The following is a 14,498-nucleotide window of genomic DNA, read 5'->3' as shown; positions in this document are numbered from 1 at the left end:
ATCAGAACCCGCCTCCGTGGTCCACCCACGACTCCTCGTCCTTGGCCCGCTCGTACGCGCTGCGCCAGGTCCAGCTGCGGTCCAGCAGGTCACGCTCCTCCGTGCTGAGGGCCCGCTCGGCCGGGTGCGCCGGAAGACGGCGGCAGTACGCCGCGAACCGGTCACGACGCCTCGGCCAGCAGCGTTCCGCAAGCCAGACCAGTGGCACCGCCATCAAGGCCCACAGCACCAGACAGCACCACGCGCCGACCACGATCGGCCCGACGCCGCTGGTCCAGTACTCCTGCCGCAGGAAGACCACCTGGACGGAGATCCAGAGGGTGAACAGAATCAGCGTGGCGAAGGCAGCGCCTGCGATGGAGTCCCTTGTGCGCAGCGACCAGCGCGGCACCTTGAGATCCTCGGCCCGCAGGAAGGCGTCACGCTGCCGCGTGTAACCGGATTCCCAGTACAGACGGCTCAGCGGAAACGGTTCGCCCTGCCGTCGCAGTGTGGCCAGCAGGGCGGCCGGCATCGGATGCCCGGGTGCCGCGGCAGACTCCTGTGCCCTGTCGGTGACCTCCATCATCCCGTCGTCGCGGATCCTGATCAGGCCGGCGCGTAGCAGTTCGGCGGCTGCGGCCCTGTCCACGCGGGACGGTCTACGGGCCGTGGCCACCGCGTGGTACGGGTCGATGTCCACCGTGCCCAGCCCCGCTGCCGCCGCCCGGTCGGCCCGGTCCCGGATCCACCACAGCACTCCGAGCACGGGAAACGCCGCGCAGGCCGACGCCAGCGCGACCAGGAGCATGTCCATCTGGCTCAAGACCGCACCCTCCCCTTCTCCGAAAGCCCGTCGGTTTCCTTCCCTGCTCCGAAGGCGCACATCCACGGGAACGGTTGCGGACACGAGTGACCTCCGCCCCGGGAAAATCGGGAACCCGCTCGATGACGGCCGCGGTTCAGGAACACGCACAGCGGATCATCGTCTCCGTCCTGAGCCATCTCTGCACGTGGGAGCCGACAGCATTCGTCGCTCAGGGCGGGGCACGCCGGTCTTCGCCGAAGAGCGGCGTCTTTGAGCTCGGCACCGCCCGGGGGTTTGTGGCGAGGGCAGGGCGCAGTCTTCGCGGCCAGGTTCTCGGGCACGCCGTGGTCTTCGCCCGGGCTCGTGGGTCACGGCATAGACCGCAGAGGCGGGTGCTGTGTCGTTATCCCTGTGGGCTGGAGCAGTGGCGGTGGTTCCGGGCCAGGGTCCTCGGTGAGGATGACGCCGGCGGTCGCCTGGTCGAAACCGGCCGGCCAGCGTGTGTTCTCGCTGGCCACCGCGCCGGTCAGACGTGCCTGGAGGAGGTCGGCCGTTTTCAGGTCGGCGCCGCGCAGGTCGGCCAGGCGCAGGTCGGCGCGGCGGAAGACCGCGCCGCCCGCGTCAGCCTTGCGCAGATTCGCCTCGCGCAGGTCTGCCTCGGTGAAGTCCGCTTCGCGCAGGTCGGTTTCGACCAGTCGTGCGCCCCGCAGGTCGGCCAGAACGCAGCGGGCCCGGCGCAGGATCGCGGTCTTGAGGTCGGCGTGCCGCAGGTTGACCGAGACGAGAGAGGCCTGCGTCAGGTTGGCGTGGTACAGGCCCGCCGCCTCCATACAGGACCGGTCGAGGTTGACCTCGTGCAGCCACAGCCCGTCGCAGTCGGCCCTGCGCAGGTCCGTGACGCTGAGGTTGATCCAGGACTGTTCCCGGGGTTGCAGCAACAGCACGCCGAGGCCGGTCAGCGCCACCTGGGCGTCGGCGGCGCGGATCTCCAGCGGCACGACGTCGTTGATGGGTACGTCCGCCGCCGGTGCCTGCGGTCCGGCGGGCGGCCAGGGCAGGTGGGTACGCAGGTACGCGGCCTGGATGGAGATGACGGCCTCGCGGTCGCGGGCGGAATGCTCGGCGATCCGCCACAGCGCGTGGAGCCCGCCGATGCGTGTTTCCAGCTTGTCGCTGCCGAGCTGATCGACGGCCGTGCTGAACCGGTCGGTGACGTAGCCCTCCTGGGTGGCGCGCAGGCCTTCCTGGCTGACGCGCAGTTGCCTCCAGGTGGCGTATGCGCCGAACAGCAGGACCATGCCGCCCACGGCCTGCAGCAGAGTCGTACGGACGTCGTTCACCGCTTTGAGCCGGTCCTGGGCGGCGACGCTCGCCCCGGCGAGATCGTGGTCGACCACGACACCCGGCAGGACGACGAGCACGGCCCCCAGGACGGCCAGCACCGCCGTCCCCGCCATCAGGGCCGCGATGGCACGATGTCCAGCCTGCCGGTCGCGCCACGGTCTGCGACCACGGCCCGGTTCCCCCGTCTCCATGAACACGGAACCCTAGGCGCCACCCCATAGGCGATCAAGATGTACGAGTTGGACTGTGGGTGGCGCGGCTCGTCGAGCGGCGCTGACACCCCGTGACCGCCGCAACCGCCGCTATCCGTGCCGACGCCAGATCAAGCACACCATTCCCGCAACGAGTGCGCCAGCCGCAGACGCCGTGGCAGCAGTGGCGGCCGACCCACCGGGTTCGACAAGCGCGCCTACATCTCCCACGGCACCGTCACCTCAATCTGACTCCGGCTCCGCCGGTGACCCCACCGGATGCGCCCTAGACATCGTCGAGTTGGACGGCCAGGCCGGCCAGATCGCCGGCGTGCAGGTCGAACTCGTCCGAGGAGGTGGGCGGGTCGCCGACGGGGCGGGCGACGTAGGCGGTGCGCAGACCAAGGTTCTGTGCTCCCCGCAGGTCCCAGGCATGGGCGGCGACCATCAAGAGCCGATCCGGCGGGCGTCCGGAAACGGTGACGGCCAGTTGGTAGACCGCTGGGTCCGGCTTGTAGGTCTGGGCCTCTTCGGCGGACAGGGCCTGGTGCCAGCGCAGTCCGGCGTGGGCGTTGAGTCCCAGCAGCGCCGACCGGCTCGCGTTGGAGAGTCCGATGAGCGGGAACCGTTCGGCAAGTCGGGCGAGCCCTGCCACGGTGTCGGGCCACGGCGGGAGCCTGCGACCTGACAGGGCCAGCGCCGATACGGCGGCCGGGTCGTCGACTTCGGCGACATCGGCGACGAGCCGGGCTGCTTCCAGGTCGAGGACGTCGCTGGGCAGGTAGGGCCGGACGCCGTCGAGGACGCAACGTTGCTCGCGGTCGATGTGCTGTTGCCACAGCGACAGAAGCTGTTCGACCCTGGAATCGTTGAGCGATGGGTCGAGTTCACGAATGCCGGCGCGGATACCGGCGGGTTCGTCGACGAGCGTGCCGAGCACGTCGAACACGATCACATCGATCTCTAGCTGTGGCATGCGGGAGGTCTCCTGGATAAAGCAGGGGCGGGAGAGCGGCTGTTGGCCGAACGCAGCGGGAAGCCACCCTGATTCCCGAACCTCACGGGCTGTGCGGCAACCGCATCAACGTCGCCACCGACCGCGCCCGCCAAACAGGAGGCACGGCCGGTGCACTATTTCCGAGTAGCCTCCGTAGCGAGCGCGGTGGCTCAGAGACGGGGTGTGGCTCCTTCCACGATCCGCCGGAACGGACAACCGTCTGCTGCCGGCGCGCGTAGCGCGCTCGCCCGTCGGCGCAGCAGCATGACCGGATGGTCCCGTGGGTGAACCACGGACAGCCGCTCGCATCCGCTGGGTGACCAGTTCGGCTGTTCACTCTTCAGGCAGGTAGCTGGCCAGCTTCCGCAGGCTCGCCAGTACTCCCTCGACGGTGGGCGCGGACTCAGGGTCGGTGAGGTACTGCATGATCAGGTCGCTGACAGGGGCGGGTTGTGCGACGGGGCGGCGTCGCGGCACGTAGCCGGCTGGTGGGCGGCCAGATCAGAGGCCGCGGACTTTGTCGGCCTGGGGGCCTCGCTGTCCCTGGGTGATCTCGAACTCGACCCGCTGGTTCTCCTCCAGGTTCCGGAAACCAGATCCCTGGATCGCGCTGAAGTGCACGAAGACGTCAGGGCCGCCCTCATCTGGGGAGATGAAGCCGAATCCCTTCTCTCCGTTGAACCACTTCACAGTGCCCTGCGCCATGCCTGCCCCTTGTGCCGTAGAGCGGGAACGTGGTCCGTTCCCGGCCGCAGCCACATCCTTTCCATGCGGCATCTGGGTAAAACAGGCGGAAATGCTGACACCGGTACTCCGTTATGCGGGGTGACCCGCCGAATGGGAGTCGACGGCGCCGGCTGTGCCCGGGGGGGGGAGGCCGCCGCCTTGGTGCGGCTCCCCGGCGTGCGCCCGTGCCCCCGGGTCGTCCTGGGGCAGGCCGTCCGTGCGGTGGTGCCTGCCGGCCGAAGGCCGCGAACCCGCCCCGGCCCTCAAAGCCCGGGGCGGGTTCGGCGCGGCTTACGCGCGGTGGAGTTTCCAGTCGCCGACGTTCTGGGCCCGGTTGTAGTAGGCGTTGGTGCACACGTCGTACTTGCCGCCGGCGGGTCCGCCTCCGTTCGTCTCCAGGAAGCCGCCGTTGTCGCCGTAGGTGTTCCACAGGTGGATCACGTCGCCGGAGCGGACATGCTGGTCACCGGGGCTGGACGCCTGGGCGAAAAGGCGCCAGCGGCCGGTACCGGGGGCGCGGTCCTGGTCCTTGGACGTCGAGACGTTGTACTTGCCGCCGCTGTTCTTCTGGTCGGCGGTCGCGTGCCCGTTGGTGTCGAGGTAGCCGCCGTCACCGCCGTAGAGGTTCCGCAGGTAGACCAGGTCCCCGCTGACCACGTTGGCACCAGCGGCCTTGCCCTCGGCGGAGAGGATCTGCCAGGTCCCCGTACCCTCTCCCCGCCTGGGCGAGTCCGCCGTCGACACCGCGTACTTCGCCCCGCTGTCGCTGCTGTGGCCGTTGGTGTCCAGGTATCCGCCCGCCCAGTTGCTGTAGCCGTTCTGCAGGTGGACCTGGTCGCCGTACTTCAGCTCGTTCGCCATTCTTCTCCCTGGTCGACGGAGGGCATGCGGACGGCTCCCGCCCCGGTGGCCGGGTCGTCCCCCCGCAGCCATCCGAGTGTCACAGTCCTGCGGCAGGCCTTGATCTGTCCGGGTGCCAAACCGCCCGTGAGGGGGGCACTGGAGGCGCGAGCGCGGTTCAAGGCCGCCAGGGGGCGCACGGAGCCGCGGCATCGTCCGTCCCGAGGCGGTCTGGGCCGCTCTCGCGGTAGCCGTCTGGAGATGCAGCGCCTGTGGACCTGGGTCCGCCTGCGTATCCGGCGCGTCCGGTGACGGGCCAGGGCCCGTGGAGCGGGGCCCCCGGCACACCGCGTGGCGTCCCTGCGCTGTCACGGGGGTCAGAGGGTGCGGGGGCTGCTCTGGGTCCTGCTCTCGCCCTGTCCGGGCGTTCGCTCTCTAGGCGGGGTCCAGTGGTCCGAGCAGCCACACGCCGGCGGAGGTGGGCTCCTCGTTGAAGTAGAAGTCACGGATGGCCTGGAGCATGTCGTCGCGGCTGATCAGGCCGTCGGTGTCCCGGTCGAGGCGGCCGAAGACCTCGCGGGCGTCCGCTTCAGGCAGCCCCATCAGGGCGCCGGACCAGCGGACCTGCTCGTCCCGGGTCAGGTATCCGTCGCCGTCCTGGTCCGCGATGTCCATCAGCGCGTCGAGGAACGGCATGTAACCGGCGTCGAAGGAGGCGGGAGTGACCAGCAGTCCGGCGGCGAACGCCGCCTGGTACTCGGCGAGGCCGATGCGTCCGTCTGCGTCGGTGTCCGCGGCCTGTGACAAGTGCTGCCACAGGCCGTCGCTCAACTCCCGCATGTGCTTGAGTGCGGGGGCTTCGGGCGCGAGCTGGAAGGCAGCGGCGAGGCGGTCGCAGGCCGACTCGAAGTCGCCGCGGTCGATGTAGCCGTCATGGTTGGTGTCGAAGGTGGCGAAGCGGCGGGCGAGTTTGCGCTGCAGGAACGGCGAGATGTCCATGACTGACACCCTGCCTGCCGCAGCAGCGCCTGAAACGCCGCTGACGAGCGGGGCTACCCGTAGGGGGCGCGCCGGGTCGGACAGCCGGCTGCGGCCGGGCGCTCATCCGTCGGACGAGCGCGGGCGGTCATGGAAGCCGAAGGGAGCCTGCCGGCGGTCCCTGGTCGCGGGCGCGGTGCCGTGGGTTCCCGCAGCCTCCAGGGAAGTGCGGGATCCCGTCTGGTCCGGTGCCCGTCCCCTCGACGGACGAAGGAGTGGTTACTGCGGGACGGGTGTCTCACCGGAGACGGCCACGCCTGCCCGGCGGAAGTCCTCCAGGGTCGACGCGGTGGTGTCCGGGGCGACGCCGACCGAGTAGTCCAGGAGCACGCGGGCGCGGAACCCGTCCTTGACAGCATCCAACGCGGTGGCGCGGACGCAGTGGTCGGTGGCGATGCCCACCACGTCGACGTCTTCGACTCCCCGCGAGCGCAGCCACTCCGCCAGGGGTGTCCCGTGTTCATCGAAGCCTTCGAAACCGCTCTTGGAGGCGCTGTGAGCCCCCTTGAAGAAGACGGCGTCCACCTTGCCGCCGGTGGCAGCGGGAGCGAAGTTCGGGTGGAACTCGCCGCCTTCGCCCCCGACCACGCAGTGGACGGGGAAGCTGTCCTTGAAGTCCGGGTTCTCGGAGAAGTGGCTGCCTGGGTCGATGTGGTGGTCCCGGGTGGCCACGATGTACTGGTAGTCGGTCCCCGCACTGCGCTCGACCAGAGCGGCGACAGCGGTCGCGATCCGCGCCCCGCCCGTGACCGGGACACTGCCTCCCTCACAGAAGTCGTTCTGCACATCCACGACGATCAACCCTCGGCTCATCATGAGCCCCCTTCAACGCGACGGAACAACCCCCCGCGTTCTACCGGCCCCACACGCTCACCGACAGACAAAAGCGGTCGCGCTCACCCGCACGGACCACGATTGTTCACCGCAGAAACGCTTCGTGCCCGACCTCTATGACACGTCATCTCATCTGGCTGAGTGAGCTGTGGCTTGTGCTGGGGGTCGTTGAGCGCCTAGTGACGCACGCGTTGCGGGAACTGTGCCGGCGGCTGGTACCGGAGGCACCGACTCGGCCACAGGGCGGTGGCCGGCGTCGGCACGGTGGCTGTGAGGTGCGGCCCGCGATCGTGGACGTGTCGCCATCGGACTGCAGGTGGCAGCACCTGCCCACCGCTTCGTTCAGACCGCCGCCGGAAGCGACGGCTCACCACCGGTTCACCGAGCGGGCGCAGGCCAGGGGGGTGGGCCACGCTGCACCGCAGGCCGCAGGAGGTGTGCGAGCCGGGCGGCCACGGCGAGCGCACGAAGCCGCGTGGGACAGGACTGTCCGGCACCCACGGTGCGCTGACGTGTTCGTACGAAGGCGCGCGCGGGTCACTTGGTCTCGCGGGAACGCGGGGCCGGCAGGCGGAAGATGCCCGGCAGCCTGCGCAGGGCCTCGTCATCGCCGGCCGCCGTCGCGGCACCGGTCTCGGTCGCGTGGGAGAGGGTCAGCCTGCCGGCCGTCACCTCGGCGAGCACCTCCTTCGTGGTGGTGATCGTCGCGTCCGGGTGCCGGGTGGGCCCGTGGACCGTCTCGACGATGCCGTCGTCGACGCGGGCGTGGAAGATCTCGTCGTCGACGTGGAACTCGTAGACCGCGCGCAGTCCTGCGGCGGCATCGGGGTCGAAGCACGCCCGCAGGCCGAGCACGGCCCAGCTGGCGTGGAAGGTCTCGTCCGTGCGGCGCTCGTCCATGGCCCACTTCAGGCCCCACCGGGCCAGTGCCAGGACGGCGGGCCCGAGTTCCTCGCCCGCTTCGGTGAGCGCGTACGCGGGGGTGCGGGCGGGCGGCGGCAGAAGCACCTTGTGCGCGAGACCCTCGCGTTCCAGGTGTTTGAGCCGGGCCGCGAGCAGTCCGGTGCCCAGTCCGCGCAGGCCGGCTTGGAGGTCGCCGTACCGTTTGGGGCCGGTGAGCAGTTCGCGGATGAGCAGCAGGGTCCAGCGCTCGCCCACGAGGTCGAGGGTGCGCGCGGTCGCGCAGTACTGTCGGTACGTTCGCTGCTCCACTCCCTCACTCTAGACTTCGCTCTTCCTGTTCTTGAAGCGTCACCGGGGGTCCGGGGGTGTCTCCAGGAGCAGCCGGGCGAGTGGTTCCGGGTCGGTCAGCATCACGTCGTGCGGGCCGTCGAGCGCGAGGGTCCGGTAGCCGAGAGCGGCGCCGAAGCGGTCGAACGGGTAGGCCGCGGGCCGGTAGTGGACGGCCGTGCCGGGGATGTGGTCGACGGCGTCGCTCAGCCGTGTGGCCTCGGTGAACGTGCGCAGCGCCTGAGGGACGAGGCGCTCGGCGAGCCAGGCCGTGTCGGCAGCGTCGACGATGCCGAAGGCCGCCGGGGGCGGGGCCGGGATCCACCGCCCGTCCCCGGATGTCCGGGCCGCCTCGCGTACGGCGGTGACGAAGGCGTCGGGGGCCAGTTCGAGCATGCTCGTTCCGTCGTGTCCGGCCCAGCCGTCCACGAGGACGAGGTGGTCGACGGCGTGGGGGCGCAGGTCCGCTGCCTGCCGGACGACGAGACCGGCGTAACTGTGGCCGACGAGGACGAGTTCCTCACCCGCCGGGACGGTGTCGAGGGCGGCGGCGACCGTTGCGGCGTCGTCGTGGAGCCCGTGGTCGCCGGACGTGCCGAGGTCCGGGGTGAGCGTGCGGGCTCCGGCGGCGTGCAGCAGGGGCACGAGCCGGTCCCAGGCCCAGGGTCGGTGCCAGGCGCCGTGGACGAGTACGTACGTGGTCATCGGTGCTCCTCGCGCAGCGGTGGCAGAGCGTGGCCGGCGCGCTTCGGCAGGTGCGCCTCATGAGGGTTGCCCTCGGCCCGGGTCATGTCGGACCCGAGCCGCCCGGCCTGTGGCCGAGCGGTCGGGGCGTGCGTCGGCGGGAAGTTGACGCTCTTCGGCCCTGGCATCGCCCCTCCCCCGGGGTTGTCGGCCTCCCAGGCTCGGGGGGCGCAGTGCGGGCAGCACACCGCCGTTGCCTGCGGCCCCGTTCGGCGGGCTCCGGTCACGGCCGCTGACGGCGGCCGACTCCTCACGCGCCGGCTCGCCACCCTTGCCAGGTCACCCTAGCCCGCGAGTTTCTGATTTTGAAGTGACTACTTCTAAAACAAGAAGCTAGCCTTGCAGGGTTCCGCGCTGCCCGAGATGACCGCCGGGGCGACGGCCAGAGACGCCGTGCCGGGCGCAGGCCCAGGTCACCGGCGGCAGGAGCGTCCTCCTCCACGCGGTACGGCGAGGGTGCGCCGCGTTCCCGCCTACCGCCGCGGCACGCTCTTAGCCTCTGGACCGTTAACCGAATATTGTCGTATATGTGACTCATGGGAATTCCGAGGACGGCGGCGACCTAGCCTCCTTGGACGAGGCGCTCGGCGCCACCGTGCGCCGTACGGGGGCACTGGCGGGTGGCGTGTACCTGCTGGCGGCGCAGGAACCGGTACTGGGGCTGGCCGCGGTCTGTGGCATGCCGATGACCACCGTGGCGCCGTGGCGGCGCGTGGCGGTCTCGGCCGCGGGACCCCTGTCGGAGGCGGTGCGGGAGGACCACCTGGTCTGGGTGGGCCGCCAGGAGGACATGGCCCGCCTGTATCCGAACGCCGCGGCCGGGATGCCCTACCAGTTCGCGGCGGCTTTCGTTCCCCTGCACGGCGTCCGCCGCTACGGCGTGATGGCACTGGTGTGGTCCAAGAGCCACCCGCCGTCCCTGACCCCGCGCGAACGCGGGCACATCCAGTCCAGCGCACGGCGCCTGACCCAGGTGCTGGACCGGGCGCCCGCCTCGTGGGCCCTTCCGGACCAGCCGCGCACCGTACCGCTGCGGCGGCCCGACATCGCTCCGGCGCAGGCCCAGCTCGCCGCCGTCGACCTGGTCCAGCGGCTTCCCGTCGGCGCCCTCAGCCTCGACCTCGAGGGACGCGTCACCTACCTCAACGACGCGGCAGCCCAGCTGCTGGGCCGCCGGCCCGACCGGCTCCTGGGCAACCTGCCCTGGCAGGCCGTGCCCTGGCTCGACGACCCGGTCCACGAAGAGCACTACCGCGCAGCGGTCTTCAGCCGCGAGCCCGTCGCCTTCACCGCACTGCGCCCGCCCGACAGGTGGCTCGACTTCCGGCTGTACCCGGACGAGAGCGGTATCAGCGTCCTGGTCTCCCCCAACCACGACCGGCACCCCGCGGACGCACCGGCACCGCCCCGTATCAGCTCCCCTCTCACCACTCCCAAGAGCGGCACCGGGCGCATTCACCAGCTGATCCACCTGTCGGCCGCGCTGAGCCAGACCGTCACCGTGACCGACGTGATCAACGTCGTGGCCGACCAGATCCTGCCCGCGTTCGGCGCCCAGGGACTGGTCGTCTCCGCCGCCGACGCCGGACGTCTGAAGATCACAGGCCACCGGGGCTACGACCCGCGCACCATCGCCCGCCTCGACGGCCTGCCGCTGGACACCGACATCACTCCCGCCGGCCCCGTTCTCCGCAACGGCGTCCCAGCCTTCTTCGCCGACCCCGAGGAGATGGCCCGCGCCTACCCGAGGGCCTCCACGGTGAGCGACAAGCAGGCCTGGGCCTTCCTCCCGCTCGTGGTCTCCGACCGCCGCGTCGGCTGCTGCATCCTGTCCTACGACCACCCGCACCCTTTCAGTGCCGGCGACCGCGCGGTGCTCGTCTCACTGGGCGGTCTCATCGCCCAGGCCATGGACCGCGCCCTGCTCTACGACGCCAAGCACGACCTGGCCCACGGCCTGCAGCAGGCCCTTCTGCCGACGACCCTGCCGCGCGTCCCCGGTCTCGCCGTCGCCGCCCGGTACCTGCCGTCCGCCCACGGCATGGACATCGGCGGTGACTTCTACGACCTGATCCGTCTCAGTGACACCGCCGCCGCCGCCGTCATCGGCGACGTACAAGGGCACAACATCAACGCCGCCGCCCTCATGGGGCAGGTCCGCACCGCCGTCCACGCCACCGCCGGCGCAGGCCCCGGGGAGGTCCTGGCCCGCACCGACCGGGTCCTGGCGGATCTGGAGACGGATCTGTTCGTGTCCTGCCTCTACGTCCACATCGACCTCGCCGGCCGGCGCCTCCACCTCGCCAGCGCGGGGCACCCTCCCCCGCTGCTGCGCGTACCGGCGCCCGCACCGCAGACCCACGTCCTCGAAGTGGAGCCCGGCCCGCTGCTCGGCATCGACGCGAACCCGGGCACCCACTATCCGGTCACCAGCTCACCCCTGCCGGCCGGATCACTGCTGGCCCTCTACACCGACGGCCTCGTGGAGACGCCCGACACCGACATCACCGATTCCATCACCGCCCTGGCCCGCCATCTCACCAGCGCGGGCGACCAGCCGATCAGCGAGCTCGCCGACAACGTGGTGCACTACGCCGTGCCGCGGCACACGTACACCGATGACATCGCCCTGCTCCTGCTGCGCAGCCTCTGATCGATCGTCCGCTCCGCCGAACCCATCGTGCGGGGATGGCCGACACGGACCGTGCACGTCGAGGGGATCCTTCGTGTGACCCTCTCCCGCTACCGGCTGAGCCGGCAACGGGAGCAGGCCGGCGCCGCAGCACACGTTCCGGACCACGGGCACCTGGCGGACGCCGACCCCCGGGGGACTACCGGCCACCACCTGCCCTCCCCGTGCCCTGCCGACGGCTTCCATAACGCGGTCGGAGCCGGGTACGGGGCACAGGCCACAAGACGGAACCAAACGCACGAACTTCCAGACTGGGAGTGACGTTCTCCATGTCGCCTACGGCCGCCCGAACAACGGTCGGCACGCTGCTCAGCCAGCAGCGCATGCCCCTGGCCGGCGCCGGGCCGTGACGGGCGGTCGAGCGGGTCAGTGAGCGGTCGGCGGCTTGCCGTGCCATTCGCAGAACAAGACAGTGGCGTCGTCCTCCAGGCGACTGTCGTGGTGGTCGAGAACAGCATGGATGAGGCGGCGCAGGGTTTCCGCGACAGGCAGGCCGTCAGCGTGGTGGCGGATGAGGAAGTCGGTGAAGCGCTCCACCCCGAACAGTTCACCGTGCGCGCCGCGGGCTTCGGTGATGCCGTCGGTGAACAGCAGCAGCCGGTCTCCGGGCTCGAGCTGGTCGGTGCACCCGTGGGCCGGCAGGCCGAGTCCGGTGCCCATGGGACCGGCCGGTGAACAGTGCAGGGTGGTCACCCAGCGTCCGCCTCGGATGACCACCGGCAGCAGATGCCCGCGGTTGACCCAGCTCAGCTGTCCGGTAGCCAGGTCGAGGTCGGCGAGGATGCCGGTGACGTAGCGGCTGTGGCCGAACTGTTCCATCAGGGTTTCTTCGATGGCGTGGCTGACGGCGGCCAGAGGACTGCCCGAGCGGCGGTGGCTGCGGCAGGTGGCCATCGCCAGCGAGGCGGTCAGGCCGGCGGCGGTGTCGTGGCCCATGGCGTCGAAGACCGCCAGGTGCGCGTGGTCGTCGGCGATGGCGTAGTCGAAGGCGTCGCCGGCCACCTGGTAGGCGGGCTCCATCACCGCGCTCACCGTGAGTCGGTCGTTGGCGAAGGTGCGCGGCGGCATCAGCGTCCACTGCATCTCCGCCGGCACGCTCATCTCCCGGGTGCGGGTGAGGCGGGCGTGGGCGTCGCTGTTGTTCCGCTTGGAGACCAGCAACAGTCCGGCCATCGAGGCCAGCGCACGCACGACGTCCTGATCGGGAACGGTCGTCGTGCCGGGGGCCGGGTCGACGCGCAGGACACCCAGGCGTTCGGCGCCGTCGAGCACCGGTGACCAGCATGTACTGCCCGTGGGTGTGGTGGTGATCCGGAGCATGCGGTAAGCACGGCCGGGCAGCGTGCCCTCGATGCGCGCCTCCTGCCCGCCGTGGCCGGCGTCCAGCCCGACGCCGGTGACCTCCCGCAGCACGTCCTCCTGCAGGTCCGCCACGAACAGCCGGGCCCCGCCGGCGCCCGCGCGGCGAGCGGCTGCCCCGAGCAGAGCGGGCAGCTGGTCGAACGTCGCTGTGTGGCTGTCCTCCAGCAGTCGGCTCAGCGCCCGCCCCAGCGCCCCGGCACTCACAGCTGCTCCCTCCTGCCACCGCACCGGCCGACTGCGCGTCGGCACGCTGCGGCGGCCCGTTCCATGGCGATCTGCGGCCCCACCAAGGGCCCTGCGGGGTGCGGCGCTCGCAGGCCGGTACGCCGGTCACTGTCCGCTGCAGCAGTGGCCGGCGCCCGGGCGGAGATCCGGCCGGTCGGTCGTGTCATGGGCGGGGGCGCAGATCAGGAGGGTCGGGAGGCCGGCCGGTGACACCGGTGATCAACTCCCTGCACAGGTCGCGGAGTTTGATGTTGCGGTGCTGGGAGGCGGAGCGCAGGATCGTGAAGGCTTCCTGGGCGGTGCACCGGTTCTGGCCCATGACCACACCGAGAGCCTGGTCGATGACGCTGCGGGACTGCATGGCGGTCTGCAGTTGATCGGCGAATTCCTGCGTGTCGGCGATGCGCTGGGCCAGGGCGATGCCACCGGTGGCCTGGGCCGCCAGCGAACGCAGGGCGGTGAGGTCGGCATCCTCGAACGCGGCGGGCGGGCCGGCGTACAGGTTGAGGGCGCCGGCGGTGTGGGTGTGGGCGGCGATCGGCAGCGAAAGGGAGGACCGGATGCCGCAGGAGGCGGCGTAGGCGGGGTAGTCGCCCCACCTGCTCTCGTCGAGCATGTCGCGGACGGTGACCTCCTCGTCCGTGCGCAGCGACTGCAGACAGGGACCGTCGTCCTGACCGTACTGCTTCTCGTCCAGCTTCGGTGCCGGGGGCCCTGCGCTGACCACGGTGACGGGCCGGCCCTCACGCTCCAGGGTGACGCCGACGCCTTCGACGTGCGACAGCTCCAGGGCGGCATCTGCCAGCACCTGGAGGAAGTCCTCCAGCGAATCGGTTTCCAGCAGCCACTGAGTGATGTGGTTGCCGTCGTAGGCGTCCTGGGCACTCATCACGGTTCCTTCATCAGGCGCATGGCCTTCTCGGTCGGCATCGTCCTCGTGCCACCGGGGCAACGGACTCCGCAATCCGAAGGAACACCTCAGTGCGACCGCCGCTTCACTCCGGCACAGCCACCGGAGCAGCACGGTCTTCTCGTCTACAGCCCACCCTAGACGCGCGACAGGAGGGGCCGGTAGGTACCACACGCTCAGCCGCGGCCCGCCATGCGAAGGACAGGCATCGTTTTGCCGCGGCTTTCGGCCCCGCAGCACCGCTTCGCAGGCAGCCGGCCCGGGCCCGCCGAAGCCCCCGGCCGCCGTGCCCAGGTCTTCCCAGGCCGGCCGGGGGCCTCGACATACCCGATGTGCAGCCGGCCCCGGCCTGACGGCTCGTGCGTATCCGCCGGGACCGGCCCGTCTGCCGACGGGTCAGCTCTCCTCGCGTACGTCGTCCGGGCTGAGCCCGGCTTCCTCCATCGCCTCCCGCATGGTGCGCCCGGTGGCGCCGTCCGCCTGCTCGGCGGTCGTCTTCTCCTCGGGCGCCTCGATGACGTCGTCGGTGGACGTCGTCTTCGGGCGGTTCTCCTCGGGAACGGTCACGGTTTCTCCTT

13 protein-coding genes and 1 pseudogene are annotated in these 14,498 nt (G+C 70.8%); 2 read left to right on the top strand and 12 right to left on the bottom strand.

What is annotated here, in order from left to right; genetic code table 11:
* Position 1 precedes the first annotated feature (1 nt).
* Both SAM23877_RS35855 and SAM23877_RS35850 read right to left on the bottom strand, forming a co-directional pair.
* On the bottom strand, positions 2 to 805 hold the full coding sequence (locus tag SAM23877_RS35855) for a hypothetical protein (protein WP_159041952.1): 804 nt from the start codon (positions 803 to 805) through the stop codon (positions 2 to 4).
* A 350-nt stretch (positions 806 to 1,155) separates the two neighbouring features.
* Positions 1,156 to 2,244, bottom strand: coding sequence for a pentapeptide repeat-containing protein (locus tag SAM23877_RS35850; protein ID WP_053125693.1), 1,089 nt, complete (start codon positions 2,242 to 2,244; stop codon positions 1,156 to 1,158).
* A 175-nt stretch (positions 2,245 to 2,419) separates the two neighbouring features.
* Here SAM23877_RS35850 and SAM23877_RS40640 point away from each other — a divergent pair.
* Positions 2,420 to 2,574: pseudogene (locus SAM23877_RS40640) on the top strand (IS5/IS1182 family transposase); the annotation flags it as partial.
* A gap of 34 nt (positions 2,575 to 2,608) precedes the next feature.
* On the opposite strand, the gene SAM23877_RS35845 reads toward SAM23877_RS40640, so the two are convergent.
* From SAM23877_RS35845 to SAM23877_RS35815, 7 genes are all read right to left on the bottom strand, one after another.
* Positions 2,609 to 3,298, bottom strand: coding sequence for a haloacid dehalogenase type II (locus SAM23877_RS35845; protein ID WP_053125695.1), 690 nt, complete (start codon positions 3,296 to 3,298; stop codon positions 2,609 to 2,611).
* A gap of 522 nt (positions 3,299 to 3,820) precedes the next feature.
* Positions 3,821 to 4,024 (bottom strand): cold-shock protein, encoded by a 204-nt coding sequence (locus SAM23877_RS35840; RefSeq protein WP_053125699.1) that lies wholly within the window; start codon positions 4,022 to 4,024, stop codon positions 3,821 to 3,823.
* Positions 4,025 to 4,336: 312 nt separating this feature from the next.
* Entirely contained in the window at positions 4,337 to 4,906 is a 570-nt protein-coding gene (locus tag SAM23877_RS35835; protein WP_053125703.1) for a hypothetical protein, read from the bottom strand.
* Positions 4,907 to 5,320: 414 nt separating this feature from the next.
* Complete coding sequence (locus SAM23877_RS35830) at positions 5,321 to 5,884, bottom strand: EF-hand domain-containing protein (protein ID WP_053125705.1); 564 nt, start codon at positions 5,882 to 5,884, stop codon at positions 5,321 to 5,323.
* A gap of 258 nt (positions 5,885 to 6,142) precedes the next feature.
* Positions 6,143 to 6,736, bottom strand: a complete 594-nt coding sequence (locus tag SAM23877_RS35825) for an isochorismatase family protein (RefSeq protein ID WP_053141979.1) — start codon at positions 6,734 to 6,736, stop codon at positions 6,143 to 6,145.
* 558 nt (positions 6,737 to 7,294) lie between these two features.
* Positions 7,295 to 7,969: a winged helix-turn-helix transcriptional regulator gene (locus SAM23877_RS35820; protein ID WP_053125707.1), complete on the bottom strand. Its 675-nt coding sequence runs from the start codon at positions 7,967 to 7,969 to the stop codon at positions 7,295 to 7,297.
* A gap of 39 nt (positions 7,970 to 8,008) precedes the next feature.
* Positions 8,009 to 8,692 carry an alpha/beta hydrolase gene (locus tag SAM23877_RS35815; RefSeq protein ID WP_053125709.1) on the bottom strand — a complete coding sequence of 228 codons (684 nt, stop codon included), beginning with the start codon at positions 8,690 to 8,692 and terminating at the stop codon, positions 8,009 to 8,011.
* Between the two features lie 568 nt (positions 8,693 to 9,260).
* On the opposite strand from SAM23877_RS35815, the gene SAM23877_RS35810 reads away from it, so the two are divergent.
* Positions 9,261 to 11,384, top strand: a complete 2,124-nt coding sequence (locus SAM23877_RS35810) for a GAF domain-containing SpoIIE family protein phosphatase (RefSeq protein ID WP_244902874.1) — start codon at positions 9,261 to 9,263, stop codon at positions 11,382 to 11,384.
* Between the two features lie 405 nt (positions 11,385 to 11,789).
* Here SAM23877_RS35810 and SAM23877_RS35805 read toward each other — a convergent pair whose 3' ends face one another.
* The 3 genes from SAM23877_RS35805 to SAM23877_RS40470 form a co-directional block, all read right to left on the bottom strand.
* A complete protein-coding gene (locus SAM23877_RS35805; RefSeq protein WP_244902875.1) occupies positions 11,790 to 12,989 on the bottom strand; it encodes a PP2C family protein-serine/threonine phosphatase in 1,200 nt (399 codons plus the stop codon).
* Between the two features lie 184 nt (positions 12,990 to 13,173).
* Positions 13,174 to 13,899 (bottom strand): GAF and ANTAR domain-containing protein, encoded by a 726-nt coding sequence (locus tag SAM23877_RS35800; protein ID WP_053125712.1) that lies wholly within the window; start codon positions 13,897 to 13,899, stop codon positions 13,174 to 13,176.
* Between the two features lie 417 nt (positions 13,900 to 14,316).
* Positions 14,317 to 14,487: a hypothetical protein gene (locus SAM23877_RS40470; protein WP_167355219.1), complete on the bottom strand. Its 171-nt coding sequence runs from the start codon at positions 14,485 to 14,487 to the stop codon at positions 14,317 to 14,319.
* Between the last annotated feature and the right edge of the window lie 11 nt (positions 14,488 to 14,498).

This window comes from Streptomyces ambofaciens ATCC 23877 (genome assembly GCF_001267885.1).
In the GTDB taxonomy this organism is placed as follows: domain Bacteria; phylum Actinomycetota; class Actinomycetes; order Streptomycetales; family Streptomycetaceae; genus Streptomyces; species Streptomyces ambofaciens.
The sequence above is the reverse complement of the archived record's forward strand: the minus strand, read 5'-3'. Positions and strand labels throughout refer to the sequence as shown.

Excerpts from the sequence above, each read along its gene's own strand:
- SAM23877_RS35840 (WP_053125699.1), bottom strand. The coding sequence starts at position 4,024 with ATGGCGCAGGGCACTGTGAAGTGGTTCAACGGAGAGAAGGGATTCGGC.
- SAM23877_RS35815 (WP_053125709.1), bottom strand. The coding sequence starts at position 8,692 with ATGACCACGTACGTACTCGTCCACGGCGCCTGGCACCGACCCTGGGCC.
- SAM23877_RS35825 (WP_053141979.1), bottom strand. The coding sequence starts at position 6,736 with ATGAGCCGAGGGTTGATCGTCGTGGATGTGCAGAACGACTTCTGTGAG.
- SAM23877_RS35845 (WP_053125695.1), bottom strand. The coding sequence starts at position 3,298 with ATGCCACAGCTAGAGATCGATGTGATCGTGTTCGACGTGCTCGGCACG.
- SAM23877_RS35800 (WP_053125712.1), bottom strand. The coding sequence starts at position 13,899 with ATGAGTGCCCAGGACGCCTACGACGGCAACCACATCACTCAGTGGCTG.
- SAM23877_RS35835 (WP_053125703.1), bottom strand. The coding sequence starts at position 4,906 with ATGGCGAACGAGCTGAAGTACGGCGACCAGGTCCACCTGCAGAACGGC.
- SAM23877_RS35850 (WP_053125693.1), bottom strand. The coding sequence starts at position 2,244 with ATGGCGGGGACGGCGGTGCTGGCCGTCCTGGGGGCCGTGCTCGTCGTC.
- SAM23877_RS35830 (WP_053125705.1), bottom strand. The coding sequence starts at position 5,884 with ATGGACATCTCGCCGTTCCTGCAGCGCAAACTCGCCCGCCGCTTCGCC.